We start from the raw sequence: 18392 nt of genomic DNA on the forward strand, positions 1-18392 counted from the left end.
GGCTTTCGCTATAGCCGAACCGGGCAGCAATATCGGAGGGGTCCATGCCGATGTCGCGCATCCCTGCGAACGCGCGGATCGCGACAGGGGGTGCATGTCCTCGCGCGCGCATTTTCGGCATAGGAAAGATCGATGGCTTCTTCCTTGGTCCGCATCTCGACGGGAAGAGATCGCTATTGCTGACCTTCTTGCGCTTCACCAATTCCTTGAGCGCCGATAGCGCCGCCCTCCGGCGAACACCCAGAAAAGGTCATCTTCCTCATAGACGACGAGGTTCTGCAACAGGCCATGTGCGGCGATGTCGTCGGCCATGCTGTCGATGGCGGAAGGCTTCACGCGGCGGCTGTTGAGGGGGGAAAGGCGAAGCTGCGACAGCTTGACGGTGATGATAGCCATGATGAAACTCCTATGATCTGTATCGATGGGGAGGGGTCAGCCTTCGAGGCTCGCGAGTTCGTCAAATTCGACCGATGCGCGCTGGGCGCTTTCGCCCGCGTAGGTCGCGCCGGATCGGGGATAGAAAAAACCCGGTCGCCCTTGGCGTAGGGGGTGCCGTCCACGCCGGTCCCGTCCACTTGGCCCGCTTCCAATAGGGGTCGCCTTGTATCGAGTGTAAGCCATTGTCCTTTCTCCTTCTTTCGAGGCGCAGCCGGTTGCCGCTGCAACCGGGGTTGCCTCTCCGGCGAGGAGCGGGACGGGGAGGGAGGAGGAAAATCGATGGCCTGGTGCGGGCAGGCCGCCCTAGCGCGGCCGACGCCTTCAAGGGTGCCGCGCTTGGCGGACCACACGGGGCTGTCGATTTTGCTTCGGGAACGAAAGGGCAGCAGCCCTGGTGTTCCCTCGCGCCTGACGGGCCTCCGGGGGAGGGCCGTGGGCGCAAACAGGCCAGCACCGCGCCCTGCGCGGCCTTAGGTGTGCCACATGGCACACCTCACGCGAGGATCGTCACCCTCCTGGGACGAGACGCCGGCACGGTGGCTCGGTCGGCGCGCAGCGCCGATAGAGCCGTGCCGGCAGGGTCGCGCCCGAATTTGTTGTCTTGGGATCGTTGCCGCTCTAGCGTCAGCTCGCGTCTGCCGGTTGCTGAGCGTGGTTCTCTCGATCGAAGCCGTTGATGCGGGGCTACCCACCCATGATGCGGGGAGGAATGCGCGCGCGACGATGAGTTGGACCCTGTTCATTGATGAGTCCGGTCAGGATCAGCGCCATTCGCCCTATGAGGTGCTTGCGGGCATCGCGATCGAGGATCGGCGGGTATGGCCACTGATCCGCGATCTGTCCGACGCACAGCAGCATATCTTCGGAATGCGGTTGTTCGAGGCGTATGGCCGGGAAGCCAAGGCGCAGAAGCTCCTTGATCGCAAGACGTTCAAGCATGCGGCGCAGCTCGATGCGTTCGAGCATGCCGAGCGAACCCAGCTCTCGCGCGCGAATTGCTGATCGACGGGACAGCGGTGACGCGCAATCGGCTGACCGCCTTGGGGCAGGCAAAGATCGAATATTGCCGTTTCAGCCTCGATCTGGCGCGGCGTCATGGCGCGAGGGTCTTTGCAACGATCGTCCCGCGCGAAGCGCCACGGCCCGACCGCAGTGACGCGCTGCGCAAGGATTACGCTTTCCTGTTCGAGCGCTTCTATTATTTCCTGAACGGCCTTCCAGGCGACCCGATGGGCTATATGGTATTCGACGAGCTGGACCGCAGCGCCGCGCATATCCTGCTTGGTCAGGTATCGAGCTATTTCGTGAACACGCGCAACGGCCGAAGCCGTTCACGCCTCATCATTCCCGAGCCGTTCTTTGTGCATAGCGATCTGACGACGCTGATCCAGACGCTGATATTGTGGCTTACGTCATCAGTTGGGGTCTGCGGCTACGCCGCATGACGGCACCGGCGCGGGAGGAGCTGCGCCCGCTGGTGGATCTTGTCCACCGACTGCAATTCAAACGGGAGACGGAAGGGGGCGATCGGATCTACGGGATGAAGCTGATCAACGATCTACGGCCAAGGCCTTGGCCTGAAACGAGAGAAGGCAATGCACGCGTCGCCGCGAACAAAGCCTCCGCGATCCTATTTAATCGATTCGCCCCTATTTTCAATTAAGATTCGACGAGATGCCGCGCCGCTCGCCCGCCAGCGGGCGAGCGGCGCGCGATTTCCGGGGTCTGGTTGGGCGCGCCGCCACGCCCCGGCCCTCATCGGGCCGGGATCATGGAGGGCGATCACGCCGCCGCATCCAATTCGGAGACTGTCTCGATCGCCATGCGGCTCAACAGCCAGTCGGAAGCATCCTGCGCGAGCCGCGCGGCGGTGAAGATACACCTTTTGTCATTGCGAAGGGCCGCCAGCCAGCTCGCCAGATAGGCGGCATGGTCCTCGCGGTCGTGGAGTTTGATTCCGATCGTCGCGCTGATGAACGCGGCCCCAAGCTCGGCCACCAATTCCTCGCGGGCATAGTCTTCGCGCTTCGTGGAAATGAGGGTCGAACGGGCGAGCCGATCCACATGGCCGCTGGCGTGACATAGCTCGTGCGCGAGCGTCGAATAATAGTCATCGCTGGTGTGGAAGTCGGCAAATTCCGGCATGACGACATGATCGCCGCTTGGCTGATAATAGGGCTGCGCGCCGTGATGACGCACCGTGACGGGTACGCGGGCAAAGAGCGCATCCAGTTCGGCGTCCCGCTCGTCGGGATTGGTCGCGGTGATGATCGGGGCTGGGGTAGGATATTTCGCCTCGATGCCGTCGATCTGCTCGGCATTGAAGACGGTGTATCGCTTGAGAAACGCCACCTGACGCTTGCCGTCCTCGCCTCCCTGATCGCTGCCACGTTCGCCCTTGTCGGCGTCCACTTCGATCTTGTTGGCATAAACGACGGTCGAGCCCTTTTCGCCCTTGCGGACGCATCCGCCAAGCGCGAGCGCCTGCTTGAATGTTAGCCAATGCGGGGAAGCAAAGCCCTTCGTCATGGCGGCGACCCACAGAGACAGGACATTGATGCCGCGATAGGGCACGCCGGTCGAGCGCAGCGGGATATTCGGCGCGGTGCGGCCGTTCCACGACTTCGACCAAGGCCGGGTGCCTGCCTCGATCATGGCAATCATCTGGTCGGTGATCTCCTGATAGATGTCGGCGCGGTTGTCGTTGATACGTCCCATGATTTTTCCTTTCCTTTGAGGCTGAAAGCCGGTCGCAACAGCAACCGGCTCTGCCTTTCCGGCGAGGAACGGGATGGGGAGGGAGAGCGGGAATCTTTGCCGCTGGCGCGGGCGAGCCGCCCTAGCGCGGCCGACGCCCTGCAAGGGGGTCGAGCGCCGCGCTTGGCGGATTACACGGGCGGTAAGATTGTCGTTCGGGAACGAAAGGGCAGCCGCCCTTGGTGTTCCCCGCGAACGGTGGCGTCCGGGGGACGGCTCCGTGTCGTCACGGGGTCACGCCGCGCCGGAGAGCGCGTCGAATTGATCGAGCAGCGATGCCAGGGTGGACGTTGCGCGATCGGCGCGCTCATGGTTCCAGTCTGTCCGCCGCTCCCGATGAAAGCCACCCTGCATGAAGAACGGGTGCGTGTCGTCGATCAGGGCACAGAGCGGCGATGCGAGGATAAGTCCTTCGGCTTCCGCAGCGGTAGTGGCACGCCGCAGGTCGTGCCCGATAGCGCGGTTGCTCTCGTCGGTATGACCGTGAATGACGAGATAGCATTTCAGCGCCAGCTCGAGCGCGATAGCGAGCCGATAGAAGCGATCCTGTAAGGGGCGATCAATCGTCCCAGGCGACGGATAGCCCAGAAAGCCGCGCGCATTGCCCGCTAACGTCCTTGCGAGATCCAGGTCAGGGTGTGCCATGTGGCACATATGCGGCCGCTCGATCACAGCCATTGCCCCCCAAGCCCGGCCCTGAACTCGTAGGCGAGGACGGCGCCTCCGGCGACCAGGGCGGCGAGCGCGAACAGCGCGAGCCGCGCCGGGATGCCGGGCGCGATCTGCCGTCATCGGTAATGGCAATGGCGGGGCCGATCACGAGCGCGAGGATCAGCGCCGGCCCAACTCGTGGAGGACCAGGCCGGGAAGACGGTTCGGGAGCAGGTAGGGGTAATTACGGAGGACACGGCCGATCAGGACCGCGCCGACGACCAGCGACAGCGCCGCGCCCCAACGGCCGATCAGGATCGCCGCCGGGGAACCGCGTTCAAGCATTGGAGCTGTTTCCCGATGAACGCCGCCCGCCCGCAGGGGCGGTCTGCTGTGGCCTAGCCCGATCGTCACCCGGATGGGCGGAAACCCGGTGGCGGGGTTCCGCGGAGCGCCGCGATAGCGGCGCGCAGTAGAGCGCGGGCCGAAGGCAGGCCCGGCCTATTGCTTGATCGTTCCGACGCTGCATCCTTGTGGCACCTGTGCCCGGCGAACTGCGAGTTGACGCATCCGCTCATAATCAACGCCCCATAACCCGGCCCGTCGAGCGGCTGCTTTCTGCATTAGATCAACATACGCCCCGCCAGAAAATACGCGGTAGTCCACCGCATATCCCTGGGCGACCATTGTCGCACCGACACTCGCTTTATTGGCGGGAAACCGGCAGGCGAGGTTGAGACGTCCATAACTTTTGGGGTCCGTCCGGCACTGATTTTCCCGCCGCATCGCATAGTCGAACATCGACACCGAACAGTCCATTCCACCATCGCGCACCGCCAATTCGCTCAGTGCCTCGCTGGAAATCGTCTTGAGCTGCGGCAGATCGTCGTCCGGCGCATCGATCCCGACGATCCGCACCCGTCCATTGGGAAAATCGACTGTATCGCCGTCTATGATCCTCGGGTTAGGCGACGTCAGCCGCGTTTTCGAGACTTCAACAAGCGCCTGCTTGTTCTGCGAAATCGCGTAAGTCGCTACGATCAGGAACGTCGCGCCCATCGTCCATCGCTGGAATCGCGTCGCTCCGGGAAACAGCTTCATAGCGAACGGATCTCGCGCAACAGATCATTCCAGTCGCCAGCATGGGGCGGCGGCTTGGCGACGAGCTGGCGGCCGTCCGCCGTCAGGTGCGGGGTGGCGCGCTCGATCGCGCGCGCTGCCTCGCCGCCATGCTGGCTGTAAAGGGGGCGTTTGCGGGAGGGGGCGGAATCCTACGCTAAGGATTTGGGCCAGCGATATTCCCCGGTTAGATTGATGTGTTCCCATCCCAACGGCGAGACGTGGGCGAGTAGATCAGGCGCGATATGGGTACCGCTGGCGGCCCGGGTATTGACGACCTCGCCGAGCTTCATGGTGTTCCAGAATATGATGATGGCGGCGAGCAGGTTCATTCCGGCGATGCGATAGTGCTGGCCTTCGCCGGATCGATCCCGGATTTCACCTCGGCGGTGGAAGCTGATGGCGCGCTTTAGGGCGTGGTGGGCCTCACCCTTGTTGAGGCCGATCTGAGCCTGGCGCTGGAGGCCGGCATCAAGAATCCAGTCGATCATGAACAGGGTTCGCTCGATGCGGCCCACCTCTCGCAATGCGAGGGCCAGCTCATTCTGGCGCGGGTAAGAGGCGAGCTTGCGAAGAATCTGGCTGGGGGCGACGATCCCCGCTGCGATCGTCGCCATGATGCGCAGGATGTCGGGCCAGTTGCGCTCGATGAGCGGTTCATTGATCTTACCTCCGACCAGCGCTCGCACATTGGCCGGCGTCGCGTTGGGCGTGAAGGCATAGAGTCTTTTCTGAGGGAGATCGCGGATACGGGGGGCGAACCTGTAGCCGAGCAAGGCGCAGGCGGCGAACACATGATCGGTGAAGCCGCCCGTGTCGGCAAAATGCTGGCGAACGCGGCGGCCCGCGTCATTCATGAGCAGCCCGTCCAGGATATAGGGAGCCTCGCTGACCGTTGCCGGGATCACCTGGGTTGCGAACGGCGCATATTGATCGGACACATGGCTGTATCCCTTGAGGCCCGGGACGTTGCCATATTTCGCGTTGATCAGATTCATCGCCTCGCCCTGCTCGGTAGCAAGGAAGAACTGCCCGTCGCTGGATGCCGATTGCCCTTGTCCCCAGAAGGCGGCCATGGGCAGGGCGGCGTGGGCCTCCACGATCATGGCGAGCGCCCGATCATAGGCGCTGCCTTCGACATGCCAGCGCGCGATCCGCAGCAATTCCCAGAAGCTGTGCGTGTTGGTCGCCGCCGCCATCTTGCGCAAACCGAGATTGACGCCTTCCGCCAGCAACACGTTCATCAGGCCGATCCGGTCGCTGCAGGGCGCGCCGGTGCGCAGATGCGTGAACGCCTCGGAAAATCCGGTTCGCTCATCGACTTCCAGCAACAGATCGGTGATCCTCGCGGGCGGGAGCTGTTGATAGAGATCGAGCACGAGATCCTCGGCCCCTTCGGGCGTGTCGGCCCTCAGCTTGTCGATGTGCAGCTTGCCGTTCTCGATGATGCCGCCTGGGATCGTGCCGGTTCGCGCCGCGCGGCCAAACTCCTTCAGCCGTGTATCCAGTCGAGCCCTGCGCTCGGCCAGCCATTCGCCGGGCCGCAGCGGCACGGCGAGCCGCGCGGTCTGCTCTATCGCCTGTGGCGGGACCAGAAGCTGCTTGAGGTCGCCATAGCGGCGCGATCCCGCCAACCATATGTCACCGGACCGGAAGGCGTCGCGGATGTGGAACAGCACCGCGATTTCCCAAAGCCGGTGGTCGCCGCTGGGCTCAGCGCGAAGATGACGATGCCATTTCGAGTTGGGACGTAGAAAATCCACCGGCGGATCGACCTTGATCCCGTTACGCAGCATCGCAACGGCCGCCAGAAGAGGCGTGGCGATCGGCGCCGCCTGCATGTCGAGCAGGCGCAGCATCCTGGGCGCGTAGAGGCGGAAACGGTGATAGCCGTCCAGCACACGGCTGAGCGGGTCGGCCGCGAGCACGTTGGTCAGCGCGGAGGCCGTGGCGACAAGGGTTCTGAACCGTTCCCAGCCAGGCCCGGTGGCGATTATCCCGTCCAGGGCCGTGCCATCGTCCTGCGCTCCAAGCAAAGCACCACCGATTTCGGCAAAGGACTTCAGCGTGTCCCGAACGGCCGCCTTTTCGTCGGCGATCCTGGTGTTGCAAAGGCGTTCGGAGGCCCGATAGAGACGGCCTACGATGCGATCGTGGGTCTCCACGATGACATCGGCCAGCGATGACCGCCATTCCAGGGTGCAGACAGCGAGGATCGCAAGCCGCCTGTCTTCGGGCAGATCACGCATGCCGTCGGCGTAATAGCGCTCGCCCTGCCGGCGAAGCCGGGTCACACGATGCGCCGGCACGCCGTCCAGCAAATCCGCCGGAAGATCGAACCTTTGAAGATATTCCAGTCGATCCATCAGCCGGTTAGCGGCTGCTGAATTTGCGCCAACCTCGAACTGTCGCAGCCATACGAAGCGCGTGACGCGACCATCCACCGTATCCTCCAACAGGTGAGCCAAATTCTCGCTCAGGGTTGGCGTGATGCGATGGGCGATAAGATCCTCGATCCGGCGCTCGGCCTCAACCAGCGCATCGGCGCAAAGGCGCTCGATCGTCGAGGAGCCGGGAAGGATCGTGCGGGTGCGGCGACACTCCGCAACGAAGCGACGGGCAAGATCCTCATTCGATGTCGCCGCCTCGGCTTCCCGAGCGATCCATTCGCGCAAATCCCGTGCGCCCCGCCCCGAAAAGGAGCGATAGCCGTAGATTCGGCGAAGGTCCGCCAGATGCTCGTGCCGGGTCTCCTCGCGCGCGGCATAGAGGAGTAGATCGTCGCTGGTCAGGCCGAGCTGGGCCGCGATGAAATCCGATACCTGCGCCGGGATCAACTCGCCAGGAGCGAGCACCCGGCCCGGGTAGCGCAGGACGCACAGTTGCAGCGCGAAGCCAAAACGATTGTGGGCGCGCCGGCGCTGGCGGATATGCCCGAGATCCTCATCGCTGAGGGTATAGTGCCGCAGCAGCTCACCTTGATCGACCGGCAAGTGAAGCAGCGCCTCGCGCTGTCGATCGGTCAGGGTCACGCGACGCGGCATACATGCTCCTTATTCTTTCCGAGCTACGGTTTGAGATAGCTTGATTGAGATGCTGGTTAAGATACACAATAGCCCAATCTTATGTGCTCATGTTCGTCACCGCCTCAAACCTTCGTTTGTGATCCATGCTGATCGGCTACGCCCGCGTGTCCAAAGCCGACGGCTCGCAGTCGCTCGACCTGCAGCACGATGCCCTTCGCGCTGCCGGTGTCGAGCCAGGCAATATCTATGATGATCGTGCATCCGGTAGCCGTGATGATCGCCCCGGTCTTGCCGCCTGCCTGAAATCGTTGCGCGACGGCGATGTCCTCATCGTTTGGAAGCTCGACCGGCTCGGCCGAACGCTCACCCACCTGGTCAGCACGGTGCAGAATCTGTCGGATCGCGGTATCGGTCTGCGGGTGCTCACCGGCAAGGGCGCGCAGATCGACACCACGACGCCATCGGGCCGGATGGTGTTCGGCATTTTTGCCACACTGGCGGAGTTTGAGCGGGATATGATCCGCGAGCGCACCATGGCTGGCCTGGCCGCTGCCCGCGCGCGGGGACGCAAGGGTGGCCGCAAGTTCGCCCTCTCCAAGGCCCAGGTGCGGCTCGCTCAGGCTGCTATGGCCCAACGCGACACGTCCGTTTCCGACCTCTGCAAGGAACTCGGGATCGAGCGCGTCACTCTCTACCGCTATGTCGGTCCCAACGGGGAACTCCGGGATTACGGTCAGCGCGTGCTTGCTGCCAAAACGCGATGATGATGACGGGAGCCCCGATCAAACTTACCCAAGCGGACGCCGCAGACGTTGCAGACCTGTACAACCGTTGCAGCGACTATTTCCTGTTGCAGGACGGGGCCGCGCCCACGCTGGACGATGCTCGCGAGCTTTTCTCCGATGTGCCGCCCGAAAAGAGCGCCCACAATCAAGCTGTCCTGGGATGGAAGGGGCCTGGCGGCCTATATGCAATCGCGGCCATCCTCCGCGATTATCCGCGTGATGGCACATGGTATCTCGGCTTCATGATCGTAGATGCCGCACAGCGTGGTCGTGGCGTCGGACGCTCAATTTACTCGACGGTCGAAAGCTGGGCCGCTGCGAGAGGTGCCACAGAGATTCGGTTGGCCGTGCTGGAAGCGAATGAAGCGGCAGAGCGATTTTGGCGTTCTCTCGGCTTCATTGAGTATCGGCGCGTTGGGCCAGACACCTTCAAAATGCGTAGCCATCGCCGGATAGAACTGATACCAACCTTCAGTGAAGCTGACTCACGATGGGGATTCCCAAGGCGCTGAATTTCTGAATCTATGGCTTCTGGTTGGAGGGCGTGGCCATGGGTGCAGCGATCAGAATGCGGGACGACTTTGACGCAGTGGGCTTGAGGCGAATGGCGCGTGCGACGAGGAGCGCGAACCAGGGACGACGGTTGCTGGCATTGGCGGAAATTTATGATGGCGCAAGCCGCAGCGATGCCGCGCGCATCGGCGGCGTGACGTTGCAGATCGTGCGCGACTGGGTGGTGCGCTTCAATGCCCGGGGGCCGGACGGACTCCTTGACGGGAAGGCGCCGGGCAAGCCCCCGTTGTTGAACGACGCCCAGCGTCGGGCCCTTGCGGAGATCGTTGAAAGCGGCCCGATCCCGGCGATCCATGGAGTTGTTCGCTGGCGGCTGATCGATCTGGTGCGGTGGCTCCATGACGAGTTTGGCGTGTCCCTGACGGAAACGACTGTGGGGCGGGAGCTGAAGAAGCTGGGCTATGTCAAACTGACGGCACGCCCGCGCCATCATGCCCAGAACGAATATGCGATGGAGGACTTCAAAAAGGGGGCTTTGCAGCCGAACTGGCAAAGGTCAAGGCCGCCCTCCCGCACGGCACGCCGATAGAAGTCTGGTTCCAGGACGAAGCCCGGATCGGCCAAAAGAACAAGATCACTCGCCGCTGGGCCAGACGGGGCACCCGGCCGTCGGCGCCCAAGGACCAGAGGACGAAATCAGCCTACATCTTCGGCGCCATCTGCCCAGAGCTTGGCAAGGGAGCAGGTCTGATCCTCCCGTTCTGCAACACCCAGACCATGTCGCTGCACCTGACGGAGATATCGCTTGCTATCGAACCCGGTGCCCACGGCGTTCTGTTGATGGATCAAGCCGGGTGGCACATGACCGGAAAGCTCGAAGTGCCAGAGAATATCAGCATCATTCCGCTGCCGCCCAAATGCCCCGAACTCAACCCGGTCGAAAATATCTGGCAGTTCATGCGCGACAACTGGCTGTCCAACCGGATCTTCACCTCCCACGACAACATCATCGACCTTTGCTGCGAAGCATGGAACAGGCTGATCGATCAGCCGTGGCGCATCATGACGATCGGACGCCGCAAATGGGCGCGTGGGTCGTGATCAATGCAGGTTGGTATGAGCCGTCGCCTTTCTGGCGCGACCGTAGAAGGCAGCAACAAGTAAGATCTCGCGCCGGCTATCTGGGCGAGCTTGGCGTAGGATTCCGCCCCCTCCCGCAAACGCCCCCTTTCAGGGAAGGGGGCTTGAGATCGCCTTGATGGCCTTCAATCCCGTTCCAAAACGAGCGATCGCGTCCCTGTTTCTCTCCAGCTCGCCATAGGGCAGATAGGCGAAGTCGAGATCGGCAATACGGCTGAAAGCCGGGCGACGGAGTTGCGCGCGAACGTCCTGCTCGCGCGCATTCGGTGCGACCAGGAATAGCCCGGCGGCAGCGTGCAGATCGCTCCCCGACAGCGCCAGATCGAGCATGCGCACGATCCCCGAGTAGATCGAGGTCGAATGTTCAACCTCGAACGCGGCGGCGACGCCGTCGCCACCCTTCGCCAGCCACAACACGTCGATGAGGCGGATCGAGTCCGCTCCGGGAGAGGTCGCAATGGCGTCTGGAAGGCGCTCGAGGCATCCCTGTCCAAGCGGGCAGCCAGCGTGAAGTCGACCGCGGTCATTGGCGGCGATCCACACATCGTAACCGAGGGCATGGCCGAGGTCGCGCAGCCAGGCCTGGATTTCGGCGTGCGTGCGATCGGTTTCGCCCTGCGCGGCGGCTGTCTTGTCGAGCCGGCTTGCCTCCGCTCTGGCATGTTCCAATCTGCCGAGCCAGTCGTCGGCCGCCGTTGCGTCATCCTCCAGCGGTGGCGCGGGATAGCGGCCCGAGCCAATGTCGAACAACAGTCCGCCGATCGCGCCGAGATCGTTGGAGAGCAACTCGCGGTAACGGTCGTTGAGGTCGAGGATGCCGGCGCGCATGGCGAGAAAATGATCCCATGACCCGAGCTTCACCTTGGCGCCGGTGACGGCATTGTAGCCCTTGACGATCGCGGTATTGAAGGGCGGCACCAGCGTCGGGTGAAGGAAATAGAGCAGGTTGGCCGCCGCCGGCCCCAGCCCCTTGATCTTGAGCGCGTCTATGCTGCGGATGTGGCTGATGATCTCCTCGGCGGTATCGCAGCACGAGCAATTGTCGAGCAGGCGACCGAACGCCCGCTGGTTGTCCGGGCTTTCGTAGATGTCTGGAATGCGCAGCTTGGGCTTCCACAGCCAGGCATGGTCGGCGCCCTTGAAGATCTGCCGCTGTTCGGCGATCGAGTGGACAACCGTTTCCAGTGACGAGCCGCGATAGGCGACGCCGAACCGCCCACTTTCGATTTCTGCGACCACCTGCTGCAGCCCGCGACGGATGGAGCGGAAGTTTTTCAGCCGTTCGTCCCACAGAAACCAGGAGCGATAGGTGGCGCCGGGATCGTCTCGCCAACGACGGACAAGCTCGCTCACGAGATCATGATGTGTCGCGGGTAACAAGGTCATACTGGCTGGGTCATCTAAACTGGGCTCCTTGCCGTTCAGGCTATCGCGAGCAAGGGCGGCTTGCACGTTCAATGTGCGATCCGCGAAGCGTGCTCAAATTGTCGGTGATCGCGCAGGGAAACGCCGCTGGCATTGGGCGTTGCCGGTCGCAACCGTCGACCGGGCGCACAGCCAGGCAGACGGCCGGCACGGGCGTCGCCGCCCGGGAGCGGCGCCGCAACCAGCTTTTTCCGGTCGAACTTAGCGGATCACTGCTTTGCGATCGCGGTGACCTCGCCATCGCTGCCCTTGAGCGAGAGGTCGAAATCGACCTTGTCGCCGACCTTGACCGCATCGGTGATCGACGGCGCGGCCTTGAACGCCATCGTCATCGCGGGCCACTTGGCCTCCGGGATCGGACCATGATCGAGCGTGATCGTGCCTGCCGCCTTGTCGATCGCGGTGACGGTGCCATGGCCCTTGGCCTTGATCGCGGCGTTCGCGTCAGGCGCCATCGACATGTTGCCCATGTCGCCGCTCATGGTCGCGGCGGGCGCCGCCTCGTTGGTCTCAGTCGCAACGGGGGCCTCCGCCTTCTTGCCGCACGCGGCAGTCAGGGCGGCGAGGCCGAGGGCAATGGTCAGTCGTGCATGGTTCATCGTCTTCTCCTTCATGATGAAACGGGTTGAGGGATGGGATCGGTCTTGGGCCGGCGCAACAGCAGGTAGGCGGCGGGCAGGACGAACATTGAGAGCAAGGGCGCGGTCAGCATGCCGCCGATCATCGGCGCGGCAATCCGGCTCATGACCTCCGAACCCGCGCCTGATCCCAGCAGGATCGGCAGCAGGCCGGCCAGGATCACCGCCACCGTCATCGCCTTGGGACGGACGCGCAGCAGCGCGCCTTCGCGCACGGCGGCCTCGACCTCGGCAGCGTCCGGATGTGCGCCGCGCTCGGCCAGCGCGTTCTTGAGATAGATCAGCATCACCACCCCGAACTCGGCGGAGACGCCGGCGAGCGCGATGAACCCGACCCCGGTGGCGATCGACTGGTTGAACCCCAGCAGATAAAGCGTCCAGATGCCGCCGGTCAGCGCAAACGGCAGCGTCCCCATGATCAGCGCCGCCTCGTCGAAGCGGCCGAAGATGAGGTAGAGCAGCACGAAGATGATCAGCAGCGTCGCGGGCACGACCAGCTTCAAGCGGTCGACCGCGCGCTCGAGATATTCGAACTGGCCAGAGTAAGCGATGCTGACCCCAGGCGAGAGCCTGACCTGTTTCGCCACCGCACGCTGCAGATCGCCGACCACCGAGGCAAGATCGCGCCCGCGCACATCGACGTAGACCCAGGTCGAAGGCCGGGCATTCTCGGTCTTGAGCATCGGCGGTCCCTCGGCGATCGAGACGTTTGCCACGGTGCCCAAGGTGATCTGCTGGCCCGCGGGCGTCAGGATCGGTAGCGCCCGCAGCCTTTCGAGGCTGTCGCGCAATTCGCGCGGATAGCGCACGCTGATCGGATAGCGGGCGAGGCCCTCGACCGTCTCGCCGATCGTCTCGCCGCCGATCGCGCCGGAGACGATGGCCTGGACGTCGGCGATGTTGAGCCCGAACCGCGCGGCGGCGGCGCGGTCTATGTCGACATCGACATAGCGTCCGCCGGTCAGCCGCTCGGCGAGCGCCGAGCTGACGCCGGGCACGCTCCTGGCCACGGTCTCGACATCATGCGCGATGCGGTCGAGCTCGGCGAGGTCACTGCCCGACACCTTGACCCCGATCGGGCTCTTGATGCCCGTCGCGAGCATGTCGATGCGGTTGCGGATCGGCGGCACCCAGATATTGGCGAGACCCGGAAGCTTCACCCGGCGATCGAGCTCGTCGACAAGGCGTTCGGGCGTCATGCCCGACCGCCACTGGTCGCGGGGCTTGAATTGGATCGTCGTCTCGAACATTTCGAGCGGCGCGGGATCGGTCGCGGTCTCGGCGCGGCCGGCCTTGCCGAACACGCTTTCGACTTCGGGCACGGTCTTGATCAGGCGGTCGGTCTGCTGGAGCAGCTCACTCGCCTTGGCGGCCGAGAGGCCCGGCAGCGCCGAGGGCATGTAGAGCAGGTCGCCCTCGTCGAGATTGGGCATGAACTCGCCGCCGAGCCGGCTGAGCGGCCAGGCCGTGGTGGCGAACACCAGAGCCGCGATCAGCAGCACTGCCTTGGGCCGCTTCATCGTCCAGTCGATCGCGGGCCGGTAGATATTGGTGAGCCAGCGATTGACCGGATTGGCCTGCTCGGCCGGAATGCGGCCCCGGATCAGCCAGCCCATCAGGATCGGCACCAGGGTCACCGACAGGATCGCGGCCGCGCCCATCGCATAGGTCTTGGTGAAGGCGAGCGGCGCGAACAGCCGGCCTTCCTGCGCCTCCAGGGTGAAGACCGGAATGAACGACAGCGTGATGATCAGCAGGCTGAAGAACAGCGCCGGCCCGACCTCGGCCGCCGCCTCGGTGACGACGATCCAGCGCATCTCGCCATCGAGATGTCTGTCCGGGTGATCCTGCTCCCAGCGTTCGATCCTCTTGTGGGCGTTCTCGATCATGACGACCGCCGCATCCACCATCGCGCCGATGGCGATGGCGATGCCGCCCAGCGACATGATGTTGGCGTTCACCCCTGGAACCGCATTACGACGAACGCGGCCAGCACACCGAGCGGCAAGGTCAGGATCGCGACCAGCGCCGAGCGGACGTGCCAGAGGAACAGGGCGCAGACCAATGCGACGACGATGAACTCCTCGACCAGCTTGCGGGTGAGGTTCTCGACCGCGCGATCGATCAGCTGCGAGCGGTCATAGACCGTGACCACCTCGACGCCCGGCGGCAGGCTTTTCCTGAGATCGGCGAGCTTGTCCTTGACCGCCGCGATGGTCTCACGGGCGTTCTTGCCTGACCGAAGAATAACGACGCCGCCGGCGACCTCGCCTTCGCCGTTCAGTTCGGCGATGCCGCGCCGCATCTCGGGGCCGACCTGGATCGTGGCGACATCGCCGAGCCGGACGGGCACGCCGCCCGCCGCAGTCTTGAGCGGGATTGCCCGGAAATCGTCGAGCGTTTTCAGATAGCCCGAGGCGCGGACCATATATTCGGCCTCGGCCATTTCCAGCACCGAGCCGCCGGCTTCCTGATTGGCTTGGCTGATCGCCTGCACTGCCTGGGCGTGGGTTACGCCGTAGGCCGCGAGCTTCACCGGATCGAGCAGCACCTGGTACTGCTTGACCATGCCGCCGATGCTGGCGACTTCGGCCACGCCGGTCACGGTCTTCAGCTCGTAGCGCAGGAACCAGTCCTGCAACCCGCGAAGCTGCGAGAGATCGTGCCGGCCGGTGCGGTCGACCAGCGCATATTCATAGACCCAGCCGACCCCGGTCGCGTCCGGCCCGAGCGCGCTGCGGGCGCTGGCCGGCAACCGACCCTGGACCTGGTTGAGATATTCGAGCACGCGGCTGCGCGCCCAGTAGAGATCGGTGCCGTCCTCGAAGATCACATAGACGAAGCTGTCGCCGAAGAAGCTATAGCCGCGCACCGTCTTGGCGCCGGGCACCGACAGCATGGTGGTGGTGAGCGGATAGGTGATCTGGTTCTCGACGATCTGCGGCGCCTGACCCGGATAGGAAGTGCGGATCACGACCTGCACGTCGGAAAGATCGGGCAGCGCGTCGATCGGGGTCGAGCGCACCGCCCACAGGCCCGCGCCGACCAGCGCGAGCATGCCGAGCACGACGAAGAAGCGGTTCCTCACCGACCAGCGGATGAGATGGGCGATCACTGGCCCGCCACCTTCGCCATATGCCGCAGCGTCGGTCCCGCCGGGGGCCGGTCGAACCCGAACCGGACCCGGTCACCCGCCTTGAAGCCGCGCGCGATGCCCGGATTGGCGAGCGCGAAGGTCATCGTCATCGCCGGCCAGTCGAGCGCGGGAACGGGCTCGTGGCTGAGCGTCACCGAATTGGCCGTGATCCGCTCGATCTTGCCCGTCGTCTCGTACAGCGTGGCTTTCGACGCCGGCGCGGCGATGGTCGCCGATGCCGCACCGCCGCCGATCGGCCGCGCCTCGATTCCCGACAGGCTCGCCTCGGAATCGATCAGGAACTGCCCCGAGACGACGACGTTCTCGCCGGGCGACAGGCCGGCAAGGATCTCGGTCTCGCCGCCTGCCTCGCGGCCGATGCGGACCTCGGCGGGATGATAGCGCCCGTCGCCTGCGGCCAGCATGACGAGCGTGCGCCTGCCCGTGCGGATCACCGCTTCGCTCGGCACCAGCAGCGCCGGCTTGGCATCGCCGCCAAGCGCGACGCTGGCGAACATGCCCGGCCGCAACCGGCCGTCCCGGTTGGGCAGCTCGATCCGCACGGTGAGCGTGCGGCTGTCGGCCTGCGTGGTCGGCAGGATCGCGATCACCCGGCCGGCGAAGCGCTCGCCGGGGAAGCCCGCCAGCGTGGTGCTGGCATTCTGGCCGACCCGGACATCGCCCGCGCGCGCTTCGGGCACCGCGGCATTGAGCCAGACGGTGCCGAGCCCGCTTACCTGGGCGAGCGTCTGGCCCATGGCGAGCGTCACGCCGGCACGGGCGTCGAGCGTCTGGATCGTGCCCGAGATCGGCGTCGTGATCGTCACCACGCCGTTCGGGCGTCCGCTCCGCTCGACGCTGGCGATGAGGCCGTCGGACATGCCCATCAGCCGCAGTCGCTGGCGCGCGGCCGCGGTGAGGTCGGGCTTGCCGAGCCGCCTGACGCTCAGATATTCGGTCTGCGCGCCGCCCCATTCGGGCAGGAGCAGGTCCGCGATCGGCGCGCCGGCGCGGACCACGTCCCCGGGCGCTCGCGCATAGACGCGGCTCACGAACCCGCCCGAACGCGCCTGGATGACGGCGACGTCGCGCTGGTTGAAGTCGATCGTGCCGGTGACCTCGAGGGCCGAGGCAAGGCTGCCCATCTTCGCCGCGACGACCCGCAATCCCAGGCTCTGCCGCGCGGCGGGATCGACGGCGACCGTGGGGGCCGCGCCGGCGCTTCCTCCGTCCGCGTATCGCGGCACGAGCTGCATATCCATGAAGGGCGACTTGCCGGGCTTGTCGAACTTCTGGTTGGGGAACATCGGATCGTACCAGTAAAGGACTTTGCCTGCCCCGGCGGGCGTGGTCGCCTCCGATTGCGGTGCCTGGCGATGGCCAGCCCAATAGCCTGTGCCGCCGGCCAGCAGCGCGACAGCCAGGATCGATGCGCCCCAGCGCAGCGCGGATTTATCGAGCGTCATGGCCGCTCCTCCCCATAGGTGATAGTGATGCGGACCGCGTCGCGCGCGACGTCGGCTTCGCGGTTGAGCGCCTCGACCTCGGCCTCCGCGAGCCCGAGCGTCGTGAGCAGCGCGGCGCCAAGGTCGAGCTTGCCGGCGCCATAGCTGTCGCGGTCGAGCTCGGCGCGGTGCCTGGCGAGTGGCACCAGCGTCTCGCGGGCATTGCGCAACCGGGAGAGATGCATGGCATGGTCTGCGAGATCGGCGTCGAGCTGCGCCACCAGCTCGCGGCGGATCGCCTCGCGGTCGAACCGACCCCCTTGCGCAAGGCTCTCGCTTGCAGCGATCCTGGGGTTCTGGCGCTTGCCGGCGAACAGCGGCAGGTCGATCGACACGCCGACCGAGGCCATGTCGCCGTACATGGGATCGCGCCGGCCATAGGTGACGCCGACCTTCCAGTCGGGGCGCTTGTCGGCGCGCGCGAGACGCACGTCCGCTTCGGCGACTGCGATCCGCGCGTCCTGCGCGCGCAGGGCGGGAAGCGCATCGATCCCGGCCCGCAGCCGGATCGGATCGACATCGAGCATCGGCGGGTCGCCCGTCGCCTGCGGGTCGGGGTCGCCGGTATAGCGCGCGAGCCGGGCCCGCGCCTGCGCCACCACCGCAGCCATCTCGGCGCGGCGATCGGCGATGGCGGCGCGGAGCTGGTCGGGCTCGAGCGCCTGGCTCGGGCGCGCGCTGCCCGACGCCAGGCGTGCGGTCACGGTCTTCTGCAGGTCGTCGAGGCTGGCATCGAGCAGGTCGAGCTGCCGGAGCCGGCGTTCTCCATAATAGAGATCGACCCAGGCGAGGGCGGTCTCGAGCCGCACGTTGCGGCCTTCGACCAGCTCGCCCGCCTCGGCGATACCGATATCGGCCGCGGCGCGCGCGGCGCGTGCATGGCGCTTGGCGAGATTGGGGAAGGTCTGGCTGAACCCGATCGTCGCCATAGTGAAATCGTCGCGCGTGAAGCTGCCGGCATTGGGGCCGCTCACCGGGAAGTTCTGCAGGCCCAGGTCGAGCGTCGGATCGGGCAGGCGATCGGCCGCGACCGCCGAAGAGCGGGCGCCGGCTGTCGCCGCCGCGCGCGCCTTGAGGCTTGGCGCGTTGGCGGCAGCGAGCCTCACTGCCTGCTCGTAGGTGAGCGGGCCGGCCGACACCGGCACGGCCCAGGCGCTCGCAAGCGTCGCACCGATAGAGAGCAACAGGCGTCGCACAGCGCGCCTCGGCATCATGATCATGGATATCATCCCCTCATGACAGAGGCGGCGCGCCAAGAT

General features: G+C 65.0%; 16 protein-coding genes and 2 pseudogenes. 6 read left to right on the forward strand and 12 right to left on the reverse strand.

Annotation, left to right across the window (positions count from 1 at the left end; genetic code table 11):
- Together ACFOKF_RS00155 and ACFOKF_RS00160 are read right to left on the reverse strand one after the other, a co-directional pair.
- A pseudogene (locus ACFOKF_RS00155) lies at positions 1 to 199 on the reverse strand (chromosome partitioning protein ParB); the annotation flags it as partial.
- Complete coding sequence (locus ACFOKF_RS00160; RefSeq protein ID WP_380792217.1) at positions 196 to 396, reverse strand: ParB/Srx family N-terminal domain-containing protein; 201 nt, start codon at positions 394 to 396, stop codon at positions 196 to 198. The gene ACFOKF_RS00160 and the pseudogene ACFOKF_RS00155, both read right to left, overlap by 4 nt.
- A 525-nt stretch (positions 397 to 921) precedes the next feature.
- Between ACFOKF_RS00160 and ACFOKF_RS00165 the strand changes: the two genes are divergently transcribed.
- Genes ACFOKF_RS00165 through ACFOKF_RS00175 form a run of 3 tightly spaced genes read left to right on the forward strand, consistent with a single transcriptional unit; the run spans position 922 to position 2101 of the window.
- Positions 922 to 1440: a DUF3800 domain-containing protein gene (locus ACFOKF_RS00165; protein WP_380792220.1), complete on the forward strand. Its 519-nt coding sequence runs from the start codon at positions 922 to 924 to the stop codon at positions 1438 to 1440.
- A gap of 14 nt (positions 1441 to 1454) precedes the next feature.
- A complete protein-coding gene (locus ACFOKF_RS00170) occupies positions 1455 to 1883 on the forward strand; it encodes a hypothetical protein (RefSeq protein WP_380792223.1) in 429 nt (142 codons plus the stop codon).
- The gene (locus tag ACFOKF_RS00175; RefSeq protein WP_380792225.1) at positions 1880 to 2101 is read left to right on the forward strand and encodes a hypothetical protein; all 222 of its coding nucleotides are present in this window, start codon (positions 1880 to 1882) and stop codon (positions 2099 to 2101) included. The genes ACFOKF_RS00170 and ACFOKF_RS00175 overlap by 4 nt, the downstream gene beginning before the upstream one ends.
- A 119-nt stretch (positions 2102 to 2220) precedes the next feature.
- On the opposite strand, the gene ACFOKF_RS00180 is transcribed toward ACFOKF_RS00175, so the two are convergent.
- From ACFOKF_RS00180 to ACFOKF_RS00200, 5 genes are all read right to left on the reverse strand, one after another.
- Positions 2221 to 3156: an ArdC family protein gene (locus ACFOKF_RS00180; RefSeq protein WP_214202509.1), complete on the reverse strand. Its 936-nt coding sequence runs from the start codon at positions 3154 to 3156 to the stop codon at positions 2221 to 2223.
- Between the two features lie 273 nt (positions 3157 to 3429).
- Positions 3430 to 3873 carry a hypothetical protein gene (locus tag ACFOKF_RS00185; protein ID WP_214202508.1) on the reverse strand — a complete coding sequence of 148 codons (444 nt, stop codon included), beginning with the start codon at positions 3871 to 3873 and terminating at the stop codon, positions 3430 to 3432.
- 153 nt (positions 3874 to 4026) lie between these two features.
- Positions 4027 to 4191 carry a hypothetical protein gene (locus tag ACFOKF_RS00190; protein ID WP_380792229.1) on the reverse strand — a complete coding sequence of 55 codons (165 nt, stop codon included), beginning with the start codon at positions 4189 to 4191 and terminating at the stop codon, positions 4027 to 4029.
- A gap of 156 nt (positions 4192 to 4347) precedes the next feature.
- Positions 4348 to 4947, reverse strand: a complete 600-nt coding sequence (locus ACFOKF_RS00195) for a thermonuclease family protein (RefSeq protein ID WP_379489111.1) — start codon at positions 4945 to 4947, stop codon at positions 4348 to 4350.
- Between the two features lie 170 nt (positions 4948 to 5117).
- Positions 5118 to 8009, reverse strand: coding sequence for a Tn3 family transposase (locus tag ACFOKF_RS00200; protein WP_016746447.1), 2892 nt, complete (start codon positions 8007 to 8009; stop codon positions 5118 to 5120).
- A 125-nt stretch (positions 8010 to 8134) separates the two neighbouring features.
- Between ACFOKF_RS00200 and ACFOKF_RS00205 the strand changes: the two genes are divergently transcribed.
- The 3 genes from ACFOKF_RS00205 to ACFOKF_RS00215 all read left to right on the forward strand — a co-directional run bounded on the left by ACFOKF_RS00205 (position 8135) and on the right by ACFOKF_RS00215 (position 10390).
- Complete coding sequence (locus ACFOKF_RS00205; RefSeq protein ID WP_008832583.1) at positions 8135 to 8755, forward strand: recombinase family protein; 621 nt, start codon at positions 8135 to 8137, stop codon at positions 8753 to 8755.
- Complete coding sequence (locus ACFOKF_RS00210) at positions 8752 to 9288, forward strand: GNAT family N-acetyltransferase (protein WP_380792234.1); 537 nt, start codon at positions 8752 to 8754, stop codon at positions 9286 to 9288. The genes ACFOKF_RS00205 and ACFOKF_RS00210 overlap by 4 nt, the downstream gene beginning before the upstream one ends.
- 38 nt (positions 9289 to 9326) lie before the next feature.
- Positions 9327 to 10390 (forward strand): IS630 family transposase gene (locus ACFOKF_RS00215; protein WP_380792237.1). Its coding sequence is split into 2 segments (ribosomal slippage): positions 9327 to 9818 and positions 9821 to 10390, totalling 1062 coding nucleotides; the frame shifts between segments, so codons are not numbered across the junction.
- A gap of 129 nt (positions 10391 to 10519) precedes the next feature.
- On the opposite strand, the gene ACFOKF_RS00220 is transcribed toward ACFOKF_RS00215, so the two are convergent.
- The 5 genes and pseudogenes from ACFOKF_RS00220 to ACFOKF_RS00240 all read right to left on the reverse strand — a co-directional run bounded on the left by ACFOKF_RS00220 (position 10520) and on the right by ACFOKF_RS00240 (position 18353).
- Entirely contained in the window at positions 10520 to 11782 is a 1263-nt protein-coding gene (locus ACFOKF_RS00220; protein WP_007683327.1) for a hypothetical protein, read from the reverse strand.
- A 281-nt stretch (positions 11783 to 12063) separates the two neighbouring features.
- A complete protein-coding gene (locus ACFOKF_RS00225; protein ID WP_007406376.1) occupies positions 12064 to 12468 on the reverse strand; it encodes a copper-binding protein in 405 nt (134 codons plus the stop codon).
- Positions 12465 to 15607: pseudogene (locus tag ACFOKF_RS00230) on the reverse strand (efflux RND transporter permease subunit). Before ACFOKF_RS00230 ends, ACFOKF_RS00225 begins: the two are co-directional and overlap by 4 nt.
- Positions 15604 to 17094 carry an efflux RND transporter periplasmic adaptor subunit gene (locus ACFOKF_RS00235; protein WP_007406384.1) on the reverse strand — a complete coding sequence of 497 codons (1491 nt, stop codon included), beginning with the start codon at positions 17092 to 17094 and terminating at the stop codon, positions 15604 to 15606. Before ACFOKF_RS00235 ends, ACFOKF_RS00230 begins: the two are co-directional and overlap by 4 nt.
- The gene (locus ACFOKF_RS00240; RefSeq protein WP_013039107.1) at positions 17091 to 18353 is read right to left on the reverse strand and encodes a TolC family protein; all 1263 of its coding nucleotides are present in this window, start codon (positions 18351 to 18353) and stop codon (positions 17091 to 17093) included. The genes ACFOKF_RS00235 and ACFOKF_RS00240 overlap by 4 nt, the downstream gene beginning before the upstream one ends.
- Positions 18354 to 18392: the final 39 nt, after the last annotated feature.

It is taken from the genome of Sphingobium rhizovicinum (genome assembly GCF_042647625.1).
GTDB lineage: Bacteria > Pseudomonadota > Alphaproteobacteria > Sphingomonadales > Sphingomonadaceae > Sphingobium > Sphingobium rhizovicinum.

Coding starts and splice junctions, on each gene's coding strand:
- ACFOKF_RS00160 (WP_380792217.1), bottom strand. CDS start 396: ATGGCTATCATCACCGTCAAGCTGTCGCAGCTTCGCCTTTCCCCCCTC.
- ACFOKF_RS00165 (WP_380792220.1), top strand. CDS start 922: ATGGCACACCTCACGCGAGGATCGTCACCCTCCTGGGACGAGACGCCG.
- ACFOKF_RS00175 (WP_380792225.1), top strand. CDS start 1,880: ATGACGGCACCGGCGCGGGAGGAGCTGCGCCCGCTGGTGGATCTTGTC.
- ACFOKF_RS00180 (WP_214202509.1), bottom strand. CDS start 3,156: ATGGGACGTATCAACGACAACCGCGCCGACATCTATCAGGAGATCACC.
- ACFOKF_RS00185 (WP_214202508.1), bottom strand. CDS start 3,873: ATGGCTGTGATCGAGCGGCCGCATATGTGCCACATGGCACACCCTGAC.
- ACFOKF_RS00190 (WP_380792229.1), bottom strand. CDS start 4,191: ATGCTTGAACGCGGTTCCCCGGCGGCGATCCTGATCGGCCGTTGGGGC.
- ACFOKF_RS00195 (WP_379489111.1), bottom strand. CDS start 4,947: ATGAAGCTGTTTCCCGGAGCGACGCGATTCCAGCGATGGACGATGGGC.
- ACFOKF_RS00200 (WP_016746447.1), bottom strand. CDS start 8,009: ATGCCGCGTCGCGTGACCCTGACCGATCGACAGCGCGAGGCGCTGCTT.
- ACFOKF_RS00205 (WP_008832583.1), top strand. CDS start 8,135: ATGCTGATCGGCTACGCCCGCGTGTCCAAAGCCGACGGCTCGCAGTCG.
- ACFOKF_RS00210 (WP_380792234.1), top strand. CDS start 8,752: ATGATGATGACGGGAGCCCCGATCAAACTTACCCAAGCGGACGCCGCA.
- ACFOKF_RS00225 (WP_007406376.1), bottom strand. CDS start 12,468: ATGAAGGAGAAGACGATGAACCATGCACGACTGACCATTGCCCTCGGC.
- ACFOKF_RS00235 (WP_007406384.1), bottom strand. CDS start 17,094: ATGACGCTCGATAAATCCGCGCTGCGCTGGGGCGCATCGATCCTGGCT.
- ACFOKF_RS00240 (WP_013039107.1), bottom strand. CDS start 18,353: ATGATCATGATGCCGAGGCGCGCTGTGCGACGCCTGTTGCTCTCTATC.